At 38.0% G+C, this 17,215-nt stretch carries 17 protein-coding genes; 12 read left to right on the forward strand and 5 right to left on the reverse strand.

Annotated elements, in window-relative coordinates; translation table 11 throughout:
• Window positions 1-7: 7 nt before the first annotated feature.
• The 3 genes from AC1D69_RS03160 to fabF all read left to right on the forward strand — a co-directional run bounded on the left by AC1D69_RS03160 (window position 8) and on the right by fabF (window position 3,491).
• A complete protein-coding gene (locus AC1D69_RS03160) occupies window positions 8-994 on the forward strand; it encodes a phosphotransferase enzyme family protein (protein ID WP_495454677.1) in 987 nt (328 codons plus the stop codon).
• Window positions 995-1,209: 215 nt separating this feature from the next.
• Window positions 1,210-2,229 (forward strand): ketoacyl-ACP synthase III, encoded by a 1,020-nt coding sequence (locus tag AC1D69_RS03165; RefSeq protein ID WP_495454678.1) that lies wholly within the window; start codon window positions 1,210-1,212, stop codon window positions 2,227-2,229.
• A gap of 26 nt (window positions 2,230-2,255) precedes the next feature.
• Window positions 2,256-3,491 carry a beta-ketoacyl-ACP synthase II gene (gene fabF / locus AC1D69_RS03170; RefSeq protein ID WP_495454679.1) on the forward strand — a complete coding sequence of 412 codons (1,236 nt, stop codon included), beginning with the start codon at window positions 2,256-2,258 and terminating at the stop codon, window positions 3,489-3,491.
• Between the two features lie 127 nt (window positions 3,492-3,618).
• Here the strand turns inward: fabF and AC1D69_RS03175 are convergent, their stop codons facing one another.
• The 4 genes from AC1D69_RS03175 to AC1D69_RS03190 form a co-directional block, all read right to left on the reverse strand.
• Window positions 3,619-5,484, reverse strand: coding sequence for an LTA synthase family protein (locus AC1D69_RS03175; RefSeq protein ID WP_495454680.1), 1,866 nt, complete (start codon window positions 5,482-5,484; stop codon window positions 3,619-3,621).
• A 256-nt stretch (window positions 5,485-5,740) separates the two neighbouring features.
• Window positions 5,741-6,169 carry a VOC family protein gene (locus AC1D69_RS03180; RefSeq protein WP_495454681.1) on the reverse strand — a complete coding sequence of 143 codons (429 nt, stop codon included), beginning with the start codon at window positions 6,167-6,169 and terminating at the stop codon, window positions 5,741-5,743.
• A gap of 729 nt (window positions 6,170-6,898) precedes the next feature.
• A complete protein-coding gene (locus tag AC1D69_RS03185; RefSeq protein WP_495454682.1) occupies window positions 6,899-7,081 on the reverse strand; it encodes a hypothetical protein in 183 nt (60 codons plus the stop codon).
• Window positions 7,082-7,273: 192 nt separating this feature from the next.
• Window positions 7,274-7,786: a hypothetical protein gene (locus AC1D69_RS03190; protein ID WP_495454683.1), complete on the reverse strand. Its 513-nt coding sequence runs from the start codon at window positions 7,784-7,786 to the stop codon at window positions 7,274-7,276.
• Window positions 7,787-8,319: 533 nt separating this feature from the next.
• On the opposite strand from AC1D69_RS03190, the gene AC1D69_RS03195 reads away from it, so the two are divergent.
• Window positions 8,320-9,667 (forward strand): IS3 family transposase gene (locus tag AC1D69_RS03195; protein ID WP_495454684.1). Its coding sequence is split into 2 segments (ribosomal slippage): window positions 8,320-8,726 and window positions 8,725-9,667, totalling 1,350 coding nucleotides; the frame shifts between segments, so codons are not numbered across the junction.
• Window positions 9,668-10,003: 336 nt separating this feature from the next.
• Window positions 10,004-11,164, forward strand: coding sequence for an FtsW/RodA/SpoVE family cell cycle protein (locus tag AC1D69_RS03200; protein ID WP_495454685.1), 1,161 nt, complete (start codon window positions 10,004-10,006; stop codon window positions 11,162-11,164).
• A 156-nt stretch (window positions 11,165-11,320) separates the two neighbouring features.
• Here the strand turns inward: AC1D69_RS03200 and AC1D69_RS03205 are convergent, their stop codons facing one another.
• Window positions 11,321-11,608: a hypothetical protein gene (locus tag AC1D69_RS03205; RefSeq protein WP_495454686.1), complete on the reverse strand. Its 288-nt coding sequence runs from the start codon at window positions 11,606-11,608 to the stop codon at window positions 11,321-11,323.
• Window positions 11,609-11,812: 204 nt separating this feature from the next.
• On the opposite strand from AC1D69_RS03205, the gene AC1D69_RS03210 reads away from it, so the two are divergent.
• From AC1D69_RS03210 to AC1D69_RS03240, 7 genes are all read left to right on the forward strand, one after another.
• Complete coding sequence (locus AC1D69_RS03210; protein ID WP_495454687.1) at window positions 11,813-12,337, forward strand: hypothetical protein; 525 nt, start codon at window positions 11,813-11,815, stop codon at window positions 12,335-12,337.
• Between the two features lie 226 nt (window positions 12,338-12,563).
• On the forward strand, window positions 12,564-13,850 hold the full coding sequence (locus tag AC1D69_RS03215) for an IS110 family RNA-guided transposase (RefSeq protein ID WP_495454688.1): 1,287 nt from the start codon (window positions 12,564-12,566) through the stop codon (window positions 13,848-13,850).
• 441 nt (window positions 13,851-14,291) lie between these two features.
• On the forward strand, window positions 14,292-14,582 hold the full coding sequence (locus tag AC1D69_RS03220) for a hypothetical protein (protein ID WP_495454689.1): 291 nt from the start codon (window positions 14,292-14,294) through the stop codon (window positions 14,580-14,582).
• A 33-nt stretch (window positions 14,583-14,615) separates the two neighbouring features.
• Window positions 14,616-14,912: a hypothetical protein gene (locus AC1D69_RS03225; protein WP_495454690.1), complete on the forward strand. Its 297-nt coding sequence runs from the start codon at window positions 14,616-14,618 to the stop codon at window positions 14,910-14,912.
• Between the two features lie 217 nt (window positions 14,913-15,129).
• Window positions 15,130-15,891: a hypothetical protein gene (locus tag AC1D69_RS03230; protein ID WP_495454691.1), complete on the forward strand. Its 762-nt coding sequence runs from the start codon at window positions 15,130-15,132 to the stop codon at window positions 15,889-15,891.
• A 282-nt stretch (window positions 15,892-16,173) separates the two neighbouring features.
• Complete coding sequence (locus AC1D69_RS03235; protein WP_495454692.1) at window positions 16,174-16,698, forward strand: P-loop nucleotide/nucleoside kinase family protein; 525 nt, start codon at window positions 16,174-16,176, stop codon at window positions 16,696-16,698.
• Window positions 16,699-16,820: 122 nt separating this feature from the next.
• A complete protein-coding gene (locus tag AC1D69_RS03240) occupies window positions 16,821-17,114 on the forward strand; it encodes a hypothetical protein (protein WP_495454693.1) in 294 nt (97 codons plus the stop codon).
• Window positions 17,115-17,215: the final 101 nt, after the last annotated feature.

The raw sequence follows: 17,215 nt of genomic DNA on the forward strand, positions 1-17,215 counted from the left end.
AAGAAAAATGATGAACCTGAGAAATATGGTGACAGGCCTATCTTCGGACACCGTTGCCCAACGTCTGATTCAGTTGTGGGAACATGAGGAAGGAACATTACAATTTTGGCGGGCGAGTAGTAATTTTGTGTATAGTTTTGAACATAACCATGATACATATTTCTTGCGGTTCTCGTATGAGCAGGAGAACAACGTAGAGAATATCATAGCAGAGCTTGATTTCATGGAATTCTTACGAAGTCATGAGTTCCCCTGTGTATCTCCTATTGCTTCCAAAGCGGATAAGATGATTGAGACAGTAACAACTGCGGAAGGGTCGTATTATGCCGTTGTTTTTAGCGCAGCTAAAGGAATACCCTTGGATGATAACTTAACGGGAATACAAAGTGAAAATTGGGGGAGATCTCTAGGAACCCTTCATACTCTATCTAAATTATATAAACCGGCACATGTCAGAAGAAAGAGTTGGCAGGATATATTACAAGATATTGAGAATGTGTTGCGTAAACATCCACAAGAGCATGACGCTAGGGATGAACTAATGAGATTGACACAATGGCTCCAATCGTTACCCACATCGGAAGAAAGCTTTGGATTAATTCACTATGATTTTCAATTGGACAACGTATTCTTTGATGAGAGTAAACAAGGGTTCGAAGTCATAGATTTCGATGATGCGATGTACCACTGGTATGCCATGGATATTATCACAACGCTCGCTGATCTGTATGACAATCATGATTCACATTCGGCACAATGTATACAGGATTTCTTAAAAGGATATCGTTCAATCATGGCGGTAGATGACGAAGAGTTAAGCCTTTTGCCTAAATTTAAAAGGTTCGCTAATCTGTATGGGTTCTCGAGATTGTTATGGTCCTTAGAGAATAGCGATACCGTAATTGAGGATGCTCCATCTTGGTATGAGGGTCTAAAGATTAAATTCAATAGCGTAATTGAGAACAGGAGACAGGGCTTTCGGGAGCCTTGGTAATTCCGAATATACATGAAAATTGAACGGTATGTTTGTAAAAAATAAACATCTCGTCGAAAACTCAGCACCTCACATGCTGAGTTTTTTGCTTATGTCCATTAGTTTCGATAGTAGTATCTATCCCGATTGGAAACAGTATTAAAATGGATGATTATGTGTTATTATAAAAATAGTATCAGGTACTAATACCAGATAACAACTAGGAGCGTGAGATAATGGAGCAATCGAAAGCACGTATCACTGCCATTGGTTCCTATGTACCCGTCAAAAGAATGACCAATTTCGATTTAGAAAAGTTAGTAGATACAAATGATGAATGGATTGTACAACGTACGGGCATTCGAGAGCGCCGCATCAGTGAACCAGATCAATATACAAGTGATTTGTGCGTATCTGCTGCGCAAGACTTAATGCGAAGATACGATAAATCCCTGAAAGATGTAGATCTCATTCTTGTAGCGACTTCTACACCAGATTTTGTTTTTCCCAGCGTAGCAGCTTTGCTTCAAGACAAACTTGGAATTTCTCGTTCTGTTGGAGCTATTGATCTCAGTGCCGCTTGCGCAGGATTTGCATATGCACTTCACGTAGCTGACGGCATGGTGGCATCCGGATTACATCGTAAAGTTCTCGTGTTTGGTGCGGATGCCATGTCCAAAATTACCGATTATACGGATCGTTCAACCTGTATCTTATTCGGTGACGGTGCTGGCGTTGTACTTGTGGAAGCTGACCCTGAACATACAAGTTTTGTCGCGTACCATCATGAGACCGAAGGGATCGGTGGTGCTCATGTATATTTAAATGGTACAGCTGAGAAGTTGAATGGAGTGGATCTTAGTAATACTGGAGCACTTGTACAGAACGGGAAGGAAGTATTTCGTTGGGCTGTTAGAAATGTATCTGAGGGGATCAAAGCTCTTCTAGAGAAAAGCGCTCTAACCATAAATGATGTGGATTGGTTTATTCCTCACAGTGCCAATTTACGTATTATTGAACCGATCTGCGAGCGGACGGAGATTCCGCTTGAACGAACGATTTACAGTTTAGTGAATTTCGGTAATACATCAGCGGCTACCATTCCACTGGCTATAGATTTGGGTATTCGTGAAGGTAAGATCCAAGATGGGGACCGTATCCTAATCTACGGATTTGGCGCAGGACTTACACAAGCAGGTTTATTGCTTAACTGGTATCTACACCCACAGGTTCATGAACCAGAGACCGATTTATAATTGAAATTAAAGGAGAGTGTTCATATATGCAAAAACGTGTGGCAGTTACCGGAATCAGTGTCATTTCGCCACTTGGATCACAGATTGACCCCTTTTGGGATCGACTTATTCGAGGGGAGTCGGGGATATCACGCATAGAAAGCTTTGATCCATCAGGTTTCACTACTCAGGTCGCTGGGATGGCAGCTGATTTTAATCCTGAATCATTTTTTGATAAAAGGGAATTACGGCATATGGATCGTTTCGTTCAATTTGCTGTCGCTGCAGGTAAAATGGCTGTAGATTATGCAAATTTAACGATAACCGAATCCAATGCACATCGTGTCGGCGTTAGTATTGGGACAGGGATAGGTGGCATTCAGACGACATTGGATAATCATCAAACAATGCTCGAAAAAAGTCCGAAACGCATCAGTCCATTTCTGATTCCAATGATGATTGCCAATATGGGCTCCGCTCAGTTATCTATTCATTTAGGAGCAAAAGGACCGAACAACACACCTGTTAATGCTTGTGCTTCGGGGAATAATGCGATCGGAGACTCTTTCCATCTGATTAGGAATGGGATGGCTGACGTGATGATTACTGGAGGAGCGGAAGCTCCGATTAATGAGCTAGCTTTCGGAGGATTCTGCAACATGAAGGCGATGTCTACGTTTAACGATCATCCACAACAAGCCAGTCGTCCATTTGAGATGAATCGGGATGGATTTGTCATGTCGGAGGGTGCAGGGGTATTGGTCCTGGAGGAATGGGAACATGCACAGCGTAGAGGTGCCACTATATTAGCTGAGGTGATTGGATACGGTCAGTCGGCAGATGCTTATCATATAACAGCTCCAGACCCCAACGGAATGGGAGCTGTTCGAGCCATGAATGCTGCATTACAGGATGCCGGAATATTACCAGAAGAAGTGGACTATATAAATGCCCATGCAACAGGAACACCACTCGGAGATAAGGCAGAGACACAGGCGATCAAGAAAGTATTTGGCAGTCATGCGTATAAGTTGAAGGTAAGTGCAACCAAAGCATCTACGGGTCATCTATTTGGTGCAGCCGGAGGATTGGAAGCTGTGATATCCGTCAAAGCCTTAATGGAGGGAGTTCTTCCACCAACCATTAATTATGAGACGCCCGATCCAGAATGCGACTTGGATTATGTACCGAATGAGGTAAGAGAGTGTAAGATTCAGACCGTGTTATCCAATGGATTCGGGTTCGGTGGGAACAATGCGGTTGTTGTATTTCGAAAAGTATAAGTGAGGACATATTGCAGTACGCTATTTTGCAGAATTTCAATATAAAAATCCCCTATAAGGTTTCTCAAGTCGTAAAGAGAGACCTTATAGGGGATTTGTTTGATGTTTGATATGTGGATAATAGACGTTATTTCTCTACATCTCTTTCAGGCAATTGTGTCACGTAGCTATCTGACAAGTGAAGGAGATCAAGAGCACGTTCAAATTCACTTTCAGTTGCTTTAAGCGATTTAACACCATCACCTGCTAATGTATAATGCTGTCCGTCCTCAAATCCGCTACCTGATAAGAATAGTTCTTCATTGTTTACAAATGAGCCAGTAGGTAAATAATAGCGTTGAGGTAGAAGGTTATAACTTGTTTGATTCAGGATATCTTGTCCGAAATGTATATGATCATCAAGGGATATGCCTAACAAATTCGAAACCGTTGGCAATATATCAACTTGACCGCCTAACTGTTCCATAACACTCGGTTTTGTAATGCCAGTAGATGAAATAATCAATGGAATATTGATCAATTCACGTTCAGAATATTCATGACCAAGGATTTCCTGTAATAACGTTGTATCTTCGTCTTTTAGAGAGAAGATAGGAAGACCACGATGATCTCCGTATACGACGATTACACTATTATCCCAAACTCCGTTTTCCTTGAGCTGATCAATGAAAAGACCAAGTGCATAATCAGCATAATTCTCAGCACGGATATAATCACCAAAAAAAGAACCTTCGAATCGCTCTGGGAGAGTCATTTTATATTTCTCTTCTGGAATCGAGAATGGATTATGTGATGACATAGAGATCACGTGTGAATAGAAAGGTTGGTTTTTCTGATCCATGATGGCTAGCTGGGCAGCCGTCTTCTCATATAGCGTTTCATCAGAAGATCCATAGAATACCGAATCCTCTTCACCGAAGAAGCTCTTGTCATAGTAACGATTAAATCCTAATGCACTGTAAAGCTCACCACGGTTCCAAAATTCAACATCATTTGTATGGAACGTAGCAGTGTCATAACCATGCTCTTGAAGTAGTTTCGGTAAACTTGGAAGCTCCCGATCTACGTATCGCTGTGTTGCAGGACCATCTGGTGGAACATAAAACGAAGTGTTCACGATAAATTCGGCATCAGAAGTGTTCCCTTGTCCAACTTGCTGGTAGAAACGTGGGAAATAGTAACTGCTTCCCGCGAGCTTATTCATGTTAGGTGTTATTTCTTGTCCATCAATGGATAGGTTTATTAAGAAGTTCTGAAAAGACTCCATTTGAATAATAATAAGATTTTTTCCTTTGGCAGCTCCAAATAAGACAGGTTTAACGGAGGCTGTAATTCCTTTGGTCTCATTAATTACATGTTGTGTAATGTTAGAAGAAACAATCGGTTCTTCTTCTTGGTGAGCCAGCAGAGAGTAGGCTTCATAATTAAGAAGACCCATTTGTTCAGCTTTTACCGTTTCGTTCATACTTGCACGGTTAGGGAAAATACTCCATGAACATAATACAATGGAAATACAGAATAACGAGACAAGCACTTTATGGTTCGCTTGATGTGACATAGCTTTCTTCCATACAAGTGCTTTTTGACGTCTGAACATGACATAACCAATAATAATAATATCCAAAAAGATAAGTATATATTGTGGATGAATAACTGAAAAAATGCTCTTCTTAACTGCTCCAACTTGTTTGACTTGTTCAAACACTTGGAAGGTAGCAATAATACCAAAATGACTATGATATATAATTAAAGAAAAGAACAAAATGGTAATCAGTAGATTAACCGTCATATAAACAGCGAGTTTTCGTTTCGTAGCAAACCATTCGATTAAACAAAATACGAGCAGAATAAAGGGGACTTCTTTAAGACATGTATTCCAAGAGGGGCCATCTTCAAATAGAAAATACCAGGCAAAATAAGTTTTTGCTAGCATGATTATAGTGAAAAAGAGTAATGACCTTATACTAAGCTTGCGTGGGACAGTAAACGACATTGCTTTCGCGCATCCTTTTCATTAAGATTATTTCATTCTATTACTAGAAGCAATGGAAATCAACTAGACTGTCATGTGAAATGATAGAATTCTGGAATTATGTAATGGGGATATAGAAAAGATTGGTAATGTTCGCGATATCTCAGATGGATTAATTAAATAGATGCGGGAATTATTAAACGAAAGGACATGGAATTATATCCCATAGGGGAGTTCCATATCCTTTGTGTATTGTTGGAAAGTTATTATTCATTATTTACATAACTGTTTCTCCACTGTCGTAGTTGAATTGCCATTCAATCCCAAATTGATCGATGACACTACCGTAACATTGGCTCCAGAATGTTTGTTGTAATTCCATCCCGACCTTGCCGCCTTCTTGTAGTTTATCAAATAAAGATTTAACCTCATCGATGTCTTTACTGACAATAGAGAGACTAATGTTGTTTCCTACAATAAAAGGCATACCAGGGAATACATCTGAGAACATAACAGTGCTTCCATTAATAATTAATCTTGCATGCATAACTAAATCCTTGGCTTCTTCTGGTAGAGGGAATGCTGGATCTGGTGGTGTATCTCCAAAGGACATGATATGTGGTTGTTCTGCTCCAAATACTTCTGCGTAAAATGTAACGGCTTCACGACAATTCCCATTAAAATTAATGTACACATCAATGGCCATTTCCTTCACTCCTTGGTTGATTTTTGCTGTTAATACTTTCCTGTTTTTACATTTGTGATTATATCATTTACTAGTAGAAAAACCAATATATCCATAGATTCTGAATACATAAATTAACTTTTAGTAGGCGTATTGTAGGATACAATACCGGGAGCCGTTCCCCGATGCATGACGGCAGGATCATATCCATACGCACCTTTTCCCAATTAGATGGCAGCCAATCAATCAATCGGTGTCATCTAAAGTCCAGAATTGATACACTGGTCGGGATAAGGTGAACTGTGTCCAACTCGCAAGGCTTTACCATCCTGGGATGTAGTTGTCAACACAAAATTCCAGTTTACCTTAAAGTGGGGGGGCGTGGGGAGACTGCTTTCGATCTAAAAGCTTGCGTAGCAAGGTACCCTTTTTGTGGATCATTTGGCACGTCTCCTAAGTTGTCCACAACCTTTATGAAGAGTAATAAATCGATGAGATGAAAGAGGTCATTCTCGTCTGTGAGCTGCTCGGAACCGGAACGTTAGTGACGGTAGGTTTAAAGAATCTAACTTTTATTTTCAGCCAAACTAAAAATGAAGCATAGTTAGCGATAGGCAAAAGGTACACTCGGCATTTCTAGTTGCTTAGCAACCAAATATCTTCTATATCCATCGATCAACTCTAATGATTCTTTATTTACCCAAATGGGCTCATCTAGTTGTCCGTATTGTTTTACAAATCAATAACGATTTATGTTTTGAGAGTGTTTGGATCCGAATTTAAAAACACTTCAGGAATAATGATAGCTGTTAGAGGAAGCACATCGATCGTGTCTTTAGGAACCTCCATCAAAGCAGCAGTTGCCACTTGTTCAACAGCTACTTTAACCTCTTTAGAAGCCTTCGTTGCTGCATCGAGTTCCTTTGATTCCACAGGAACTTAAGAAGTAATGAAATATAAAATTGGGCTAATGCTACAGTAATTTGGAATCAGGTCCCAGCGGGTACTTATGCCATCGAAGTTCAATATCGGTACAGGTCCTATATCTGGAAATGGATATGTAGAGTAACTAAAAAAATAAAGAAGGAGCAGTTGTCGATGACAACTGCTCCTTCTTTATAAAATTTAAGATTCTTCTTTTCGTAAAAAGATTCCGTAATCAAGAATTATTTGCATTGTCTCTGGACCAATGTTCTTATGTTCTCGTGCAATTTGAGATTCATCGAAGATAGTTTGCTCGTTTGTTCGGACAAAATTACCATAGTGCGTAACAATTTCATCTATGTCTCTAAGATCTGAGAGAGGCACACCTCTAGTCTCTTCAGCAGTACTTAGTTCTGAACCCAAACTATCAGTAGAATTTGTTACCTTTTCTGTAACACTTGGTTTCGATCCTATGCTAACCGTTTCGGGATCTACATTCAGATCTGGATCTACTTCTGACTCTTCTGAGGCACTTAATTCTGGACCTAAGCGAATATCAGTACCATTAGGGCTCGCTAATGACTCTACTGGAGCACTTAATTTTGAACTCGAGGAAATACCATTATTACTAGGATCCGCTAATAAATTCGCAGTTAGGGTTACTCCTGAAATCAACATTATTGCAGAAGTTGCTAAAACTAGTTTTTTAAACATGTTTTTTCCACCTTTCTTTTCTATACCAATAATTATTTCCTACTTTCAATCCTCGCATTCTAAAAAGTTAAAAGATTCGAAAAAGTCATATTTAGAAAACATTATATAAAATGTATAATATTTCTAATTTATATTATAGTATCATTGATGATATATGAGAACAATATTTCACGGTTTAGGAGAGTGGACAGATGAGGTTGTATTCCAATGCCTGAGATGAGTACATAAAAAAGTTATTTCTATGTCCCACCTTTCTATACGGATAATACAATAACCACCCCATACTATTAGGAACAAGTTTTTTTCCAAAAAGACTAGACATATGTACAAAAAATACTAGTTTTGTGAACATGTCTGACCATCTTCAGCACAAATCACCATAGTCATTTAAAGCAATTCTACGATAAATGAAGAACGTCCTCTGTTCAGGTATGAACTGTGACCCGTAAGATGGAAACTTTGAAAAAAGTGACCCTCTTGCGGGTCATTTGTGTTTTAATCGAACTAATGGATAAAAAAGCGGGGGAAAAGCTATGAACAAAACGCGAGGCACTTCAAAGATATTCAACGAAAATGAGATCAGACAGCTAGAGATGAATCCAAATGTGGAGAATGTGACGGAGAAGAGTATTACGTATTCGTCTACATTTAAGCTAGCTGCGCTTAAAGCCTACAAGGAAGGTCAAACCCCAATGGAAGTTTTTCTTGAAGCGGGATTTGACTTGGATGTTATCGGCCGCAATAAGCCCAAGCATTGTCTAAGTCGTTGGCGTAATTCGTACAATACCCATGGAGAAGCCGGATTACTTGAGGAGCAACGAGGAAAAGGATCTACCGGCAGAAAAGTGGCAGGAGAACTTTCTACGGTGGAAAAGCTTAAACGTGCGGAAGCACGAATCAAGTCACTAGAGATGGAGAACGACTTTTTAAAAAGGCTGGAGGCGCTCGAAAAGCAAAAATGCAGAGGAAACGTTAACGTCCTCCGAGCGCTTTCAAATCATCAACCATACCCTTCGTAAGCATGGCCTACAACGAATGACACGTTACCTGTGCAGGTTAGCCCGTGTGAGTTTAAGTGGATATTACCGCTGGCTTTCGGCTGAAGAATCCAGGCAACTACGTGAGGAGGCAGATGAGCGTGACGTTTGGCTTATTAAGAAACAATTTGACGCTTTAGATGGTAAGGCTGGGGCGTTGGTCGTTAAGATGTGGCTTGAACGAAATAATGGGATCATCATGAACCACAAAAAGATCCGAAGATTAATGCAGAAATATAGGCTTGTTGCCACGATTAGACAAGCGAATCCCTACCGTAAGATGGCGAAAGCCACACAAGAACATTTAACCTGTCCTAACCTATTGAAGCGTCAATTCGACCAAGGAGAGCCTGAGAAAGTCCTACTGACGGATATTACCTATTTACATTATGGAAATGGACAATGTGCTTATTTATCCGTGGTGAAAGACGGAGCTACGAGACAAATTCTAGCCCACCACCTCTCTTCATCATTGGCAATGCCAATTGTAAAACGAACACTGGAGAAACTACTCGAGCGACTGGACGGTAATATTCATCCAGAGGCGCTTTTGCACTCGGATCAAGGAATGCACTATACTCATCCTAAATTCCGACTTCTCGTACACAAAACTGGGTTTATCCAGTCCATGTCACGGAAAGGAAACTGCTGGGATAATGCCTCCATGGAGAGTTTTTTTGGCCATATGAAGGATGATTTGGAGTACAAGTCATGTATGACCCTCATTGAGTTGCGAACAAGGGTTGGTGATTATATCGCCTACTATAACTCCGAACGATATCAATGGGCATTAAAAAAAATGACTCCCGATGAATTTAGGAGTCACCTATTAACTGCCTCTTAAAGGTCTTCTTTTTCAAACTTTCCACAAATACGGTCACAGTTCAGTATGCGAACAGAGGACGTTTTTTTGCGTCCGATCCGAAAGAGGAAGTCGGAGCTGGGGACGAAATTTGCCCGAAATCGGGTTTGCTTTGTAAGAAGCTCGCGTCGATAGGTACTCTGACCATTCATTGCAACTTTTAAGAGTATAAATTGAGAAAAACTAGAATATTTATAACCTTTTTATATATTTAGCGTTATTAATACTGATACCGTTAAATATTGTGAACTGAAGGATGTGAACTCTAGTAAATGTAAAGGTAATTAATACTTAAAGTTGAATTCTCTTATAGTAACTTTGGAGGAGATTTGGATATTTAGTAAATGGAAAAATGCTGATTGGTATATTGTTGTAATTTTATTGTTATTTATGATGGTTAGTATAGTCCTAATTCGTAGTGGAATCTCAGCATGGCCTAAATTTGAAGGATCAGATAAACGAATGATATTTTATTATATTTTGGGATTTATATGTTTCTTTGGAGTATCTTTTATAAATTATCGAATCATTCTTAAGTACCATTGGTTTCTATTCACTGGAGGTATATTAATTCTTGTCTTAACCTTATTTATTGGAGATTCAATGAATGGGGCACAAGGATGGATTAAAATTCCGGTAATTGGCCTTAATATTCAGCCAGCTGAATTATTTAAACTTGTTCTTATCATCTCTCTTTCTGCATTACTAACTCAGAAAGATAATATGGAACTTTCCTTTTGGAAGAATATTATACCTCTCTCATTACTAACATTCATACCTTTTGGGATAGTTATAAAGCAAAACGATATGGGAAATGCCCTTTGTTATTTGATCATACTGCTAGGAGTTCTGTGGATAGGCAATATAAAATACACACATACCATCATTATATTGATTCTTATATCAGCCTGTCTCTTTATAGGAATTAAATCATACATTGCGTTTCACGATCAGATTTCATCATATCTAAGTAGTACGAATAAACAACACTATTTAAATCGATTAGATCCATGGCTTTTACCTGATCAAGCTAGCAAAGATGCAAATTATCATACCCAAAATGCTAAGATAGCAATTGCATCTGGGGGAATGTTCGGGGAAGGGTACATGAAGGGTACTTCCGTTCAATCTGGATTTGTGCCGTATACCTATTCAGATTCTATCATTATTGTAGCAGCAGAAGAATTTGGGTTTATCGGCGTATCGGTAATTCTGTTACTCTATTTTTTCCTCATTTATCGATTGATCATCATTGCATTAGAGTGCAAAAGACGTGAAGGATCAATAATAATAATTGGAATGATCTCTATGTTTCTTTATCAAATTTTTGAAAATATAGGTATGTTTATAGGTTTAATGCCCTTAACCGGAATTACATTACCCTTTATTAGTTTTGGAGGAAGCTCTTTACTAATTAATATGGTTAGTTTAGGTTTCGTGATTAACATTCAATTGCGAAATTATAAGGTAAGTTCTTAAGATCTTCCCTCTTATCATAAGGCATGAAAACACCAAATCCATCGGGACACAGTTCAAAACAGTCCTTAATGCCCCATCTTATTACCTTAAATTCCTCAACCACCGATATCACATAAATTACCTCATTGAACCTCATTTTGTGGTCTTATAATTGTCTTACATAGATATCCACTTATCGCAAGCTTCATAAGACATATGTCCAAAATTACTAGTTTTGTGAATATGTCTGGCTTCCGGATCTCCAAATTCAGCCGAATTCGACCGTGACAGCCGATTAGCGTTCCGTGGAACAATGAAAAAAACCGAGTTTTGGCCAATAAGCCAAACTCGGTTTTCCTTCGATTTACTTAATTTTTCGGGGTCATCCAATTTGATCTCTTTCTGGTTTCCATTTCCGTCTCTAATGACTTCCATTTTACGACCATCAGAGTATACTCGAATCACTTTATCGTCCTTACCTGGTAACGCTCCATTACGCTAACGGGCAGTTATGCGTAATATATTTGCATGAAAGAGTGTTCTATAGTCAGGCCTTGGACTACCTAATTTGGTATTATAAATAGGAGTTAACATTGTTGATTTATAATAATTAATACCTGTGTACTAAGTTCGCAAATAATAGGTTATCGGAAGGTCTTGGTGGAAATAATGAAAAAAAAACTTATTAAAATAATTTTTATCCTAGGTATCTTGGGGATAGTTACCTTTCTAATTAATTACCACATACCGAAACATGTAAGTAAAACTTATTATGGCTTAGAATATAGGGATAATTATCATAGACCGGTGAGTATACGACTGGACGTGACTGTTAAGAAGAGCTTGATTTCCAAAACAAAAATCGATGGATTTATAAGGATAGACGGAAAGAGCACGGAAATATCAAATCACTTGGTGTTTAATAAGAATGGGGATGAAAAAGTGTCTACAACTGATTCAAGAAATATATTAAAGATTATTAAGGATGAATTAGATAGCAATCTGTACAGCTTAGATAGAAGAAATGTAGAAATAATCTACGGAAATCCAAGACAGTATATAGAATTAATGGTTGATGTATCCAAGGATTTTGAATATATTTATACTTCTACATTTAAGAATAATTACATTGCACCAGCACAAAACCTTGATGAAGTCAAAAGGGTTTCAAACATTTTATTTTTTAAGAAGTAACAATATCATTTAAATTTCTACTACTACTGCAATGGTTGCGCTAACGAGACACTATAGTTCAATTTCATGAGGGCTGCCAAACGGCAGCCCTTCTTTACGCTAACGGGCAGCATTCCTGTAATGAGTAAGAATGACGTTTGAACAATAAAAGGCCTCTTGATATCATAAGAATTGTCCTAAGCTGGCCAGCAAAAGGGACGAATTCGAATATCAGGAGGCAGATAATATGAATTATAACCAAAATGAGAAGATAGCTCAAATCACTTCTCAAACTCTAATAGTTGGCGTAGATATCGCTAAGTACAAGCACGTTGCACGTGCGCAGGATTTTAGAGGGCAGGAGTTCAAGAAGGCTTTCCATTTTGAAAATATGAACTCAGATTTCAATCACTTTCTAAGTTGGATTCAACAACTAATGAAAGATCAAGGGATGGAAAAAGTGATTGTAGGAATGGAACCAACAGGTCACTACTGGCTCAATCTAGCTCACTTTCTTAAAGATCAATGTATTCAATTTGTCGTAGTAAACCCGATGCATGTAAAGAAAAGCAAGGAGCTAGACGACAATTCACCTACAAAAAATGATGTAAAAGATGCTAGGGTAATTGCACAGTTAGTCAAAGATGGGAGATATGCTGTACCCAATATTCCACAGGGAGTGTACGCAGAACTTCGAGTGGCAAAAAAGATACGCGATCTTCTATCTGTTGACCTACAAGCGGTTCAAGGACAAATCCACAATTGGTTAGATCGTTACTTTCCTGAGTTTCTTACCGTATTTAAAGACTGGGAAGGAAAATCGGCATTACAGCTTTTAAAGCTCAATGTATTACCACATGAATTAAGTAAGATTTCCGATCATGAGATCTTAACGTATCTTAGAAAAGCTGTTAGCCGTGCGGTTGGACTCAGTAGAATATCTGAACTCAAAGAAGCAGCAAGTCATTCGATAGGCATTCTTGAGGGTTCAACAATGGCTAAATTAGAGCTACGCACGTTAATAGATAAGTATGAACTCATAAAAAATAGATTCGAAGAACTGGATTCAAATATCGATGTTTTACTTGAACAGATTCCAGGTGTTGAACAAATGTTGGAGATTAAGGGTATTGGTAGAGATACGGTTGCAGGCTTCTTTTCAGAGGTAGGGGACCTCAGTTATTACTCTCATCCTAAGCAGATCATAAAATTAGCTGGGCTGAGTCTGAGGGAGAATACGTCTGGAAAGCATAAGGGCCAAACAAAGATTACGAAGAGAGGGAGAAAAGCACTCAGGGCGCTTCTCTTTCGAGTAGCCATGCCTTTAGTCGCTAAGAATAGTGCATTCAAGGCTTTACATCAATATTTTACAACACGGTCAAATAATCCTTTGAAGAAAATGCAGTCCCTGATCGCAATATGCAATAAGCTTATACGGATTCAGTTTACGATTGGTAAGAAGCAATGTGAATTCAGTGAAGAGCATATGCTAAGGGATATTCCCCATATGGCAGAACTAACGAGAGTAGCTTAGGTTTCTTTTGGATTCTTGAAGTAAAGTAGCAGGTAACTATATTTGAAGCACGGATTAGTCAGTAAAAAAACTATAATACGGACAAAGACCCTGTCGGGCAGCATAACTGACATCCACATCATGGTAAGGTTGGACGAAGGAATTTTAGAGCGAAGACTCTGTGAGATTTGGGAGGGTTGACCTCTATGAGATATGTGGACATCCATCAGTGCGACCATAACTACAACTATTTCCACTTTTTGGATACGAGTGGTTAAGTAGATAAGGATCGTTTTTTCTCCATATATCCAGAATTAACCTTTAATTCATCCCTATTCCAGTATTTAAATGCTCAAATACCAATGATGCTATGAAAACTTAAGAAAACAGGAGGAAATGAGAGCTAATGCTTTCTTCATAGAGGGAGAAGAGCTTAATAAGCGAAACTAAGGGGGATATTAAATGAAGTACAAATTTGCGCTTTTTTCAGTAATTATTTGGGCACTTCTAATTTTAGCTGGATGTTTAAACAACGCATCTGAAGAATTATCCGTAGACCTGTCTGACATTCCACATATGAATATAGGTGCCGAAATGCCCCGACTTTTATATGCCGATGACAATATAGCGGTTATTCAGGGTACATTTGGAGTCATTGTATATAATATGCAAAATTCACTTGTTACGAATCGGATTTCATATGAACATATGAAATCATTTGACATCTCCATGATGACGGCATCTGTATCTTAAGATGGAACAACAATCTATATTGGAAATGATGATATGTCTTTTTCTAACGAAATTCTATATACCTATCAATACGATATTAGTTCTAGAGTCATCAATGAAACAAAGGAACAGCCTTCTGGTGTGTTTATGCCAAATACTATTGAAACACCTGGTTATAATGAACAATACGATAAATATTTCGATTCACAATATCTTACTAGTGACAAAATTGTAGAGTTCAATAATTCGTTTTTATATTTACGTTCCTTAGACTGGAATATAAAAAACTTACAAATTGTTATTTGCAAGTATGAAGATGGTGAAAGTAAAGTTTTTGATGTATTTAAATGAGAGCTTGTTCAACTAACGGGACACGATAGTGGAACAACAAAGGAGCAGTTTACTACGGCAGCTACTCCCTTTTTTATTAAGCTAAAGGGCAGGTTAGTTGAAACAGTGGCTGTCAAATGGCGAAAATACTCATTGGATAATAAATGTCATTCTGGAATATAGCTTTACTCAAAGGGGATAATACCTGCAAAACTACTTCCAGAGGTGGCGTGAGCCCATGAAAAAGTTGGTTGAAATATGTATGGTGTTTGCTGGACTATTCTCCTCGATACAAATTGCAAATGCAAGTATTCAACCAAAATTAAAAACAGAGGATGTTTTATCTATTCAAACAAAACGTATGTCTGGTGATTCTAGATTATTTAAGGAAAGCGACGGATATGAAGAAGTAATCATCAATAAGGTTGTTAAATGGATAAACACATCAAATCCTTCCGAAGGACAAACTGAGCTAAATATATGCCCCATCTCTAAATTGGAAATAAGAATGAAAAACGGGGATATTGCAGTTATTGAACCTGCCTATAATTGTATACTTGAGAACCAAAAAAAGTCATGCACAATAGCAGATGGCGAGGTTTTATTTACCCAAAATAATACAGAAGTTCGATTGAAATCACTTGAGTTATTTGATTGGCTGTTAGTCGGGTGGAAATATGAAAGTATTGGAGCTCCCAAAGAAGAGCTACTTGAAGAAACCTTATATACCAGATATTTTTCCTACCTTGACAAAACATACTCAGACTTTATCATGTGTCCAAAAATAGACAAAATCGAAAGAATAAATGGCGATACAAGAAGACATATCGTACATGCAAGTGCGTTAAATTATAGTGCACATCATGGTGACGTTCCTTATGAAAGAATTCATATCACGTTAACTGATACTCCAGAAAATGGTGTGAAAATAAATAAAGTTACAGTCCAAAAAGGTATTTCTGGAAAAGAAAGCAGTATACAATGTAGACGGGAGAACTAAAAAACTTGTTGAACTCCCATGGAAGAACGAAATTACTTCCGTAATCTGTGGTGCGGCGCTTGCGCTGCACGTATGGCTAACGGGACACTTTAGTTGAATGATACACATTAATGAGCAGGCGCTACGGTAGCCTGCTGTTTTCATTGAAGTAACGGGCAGGTTAACGCAATAACAATACTGTTCGGACAACACCGATGCCGATACACAAAAGTACAATTATATTGAAGATATTTGCTATAATATTTACCAAGAAGAAATAATTTTCTTGGGAAGGTGCTTGATATGCAAGACAAACTAATTTATCTCATTTCGGGTCCGCTAGGAGTTGGGAAATCAACGATATCAAAAGAACTTGCAAGAAATATTAAGCAATGTGTACTCATTGAAGGTGATGATTTACTTAATATGTTTAAGGGAGAATCACAACCTTCATGGGAAGAACGATTGAATTTAACATGGAAAAACATCCTTGCTTTAACAAGGAATTTTATTCTTAATGACTTAAATGTAGTTATTGATTTTGTAGTAGAAGATGAGCTTGATTGGTTTTGTAAACAAGTATCGGATTTGAATGTAGAATCAAGATATATAATATTACGAGCAGATAAAGATAAGTTAATAGAACGCCTAAATATCAGAGGGGATATCGATTCATTAGAACGCTCTTTGTTTTTACTGAATAAAATGGAAACTTCACCATCAAACAAACAATTTTTTTATGACACTACTCTAAAGCAACCAAATGAGATAGTACAAGATGTCATCGATGACACTGGATTTAATGTGTTCATTGATACCAGTCGCTGAACTAACGGGCAGTTTAGTGCAACAAAACTGGAGTTTCTACGTATAGGATATAAATGGAAAAATGAGAGAGAGTAAGTAGTTGTAGACTAATCTAATATTTAAGAGAGAGAGAGAGATCCACAATGAAAAAAAGTAGTGATTTTACACGAATGTATAAAAAATTATTAGTAATATCGGTTCTATTACTCGATTATATCTTGGCGTGTTGGTTGGCTGATGTTATCGGCAGTAAAATCGTTATGGATGCTTCAGGACGTTCTTATACTCTTGAAAATCATTTCTTTTACAATGAATATATTTTCAGTGGAAGTAATACCGCACTGAACCTCAAACTTGATAGAATTTTCTTGCTCTGTACAAGTGCTGTTTACTTAGTTTTTAATCTAATGAACAAATACAGAAGTACGAACCGTTGATAAGCTAAAATAACAATCATCCGAAGATTAAGCTAACGGGACACGATAGTGGAACAACAAAAGAGCAGTTTGCTACGGCAGCTGCTCCCTTTTTTTATAAA

It is taken from the genome of Paenibacillus sp. Y301, from assembly GCF_059445505.1.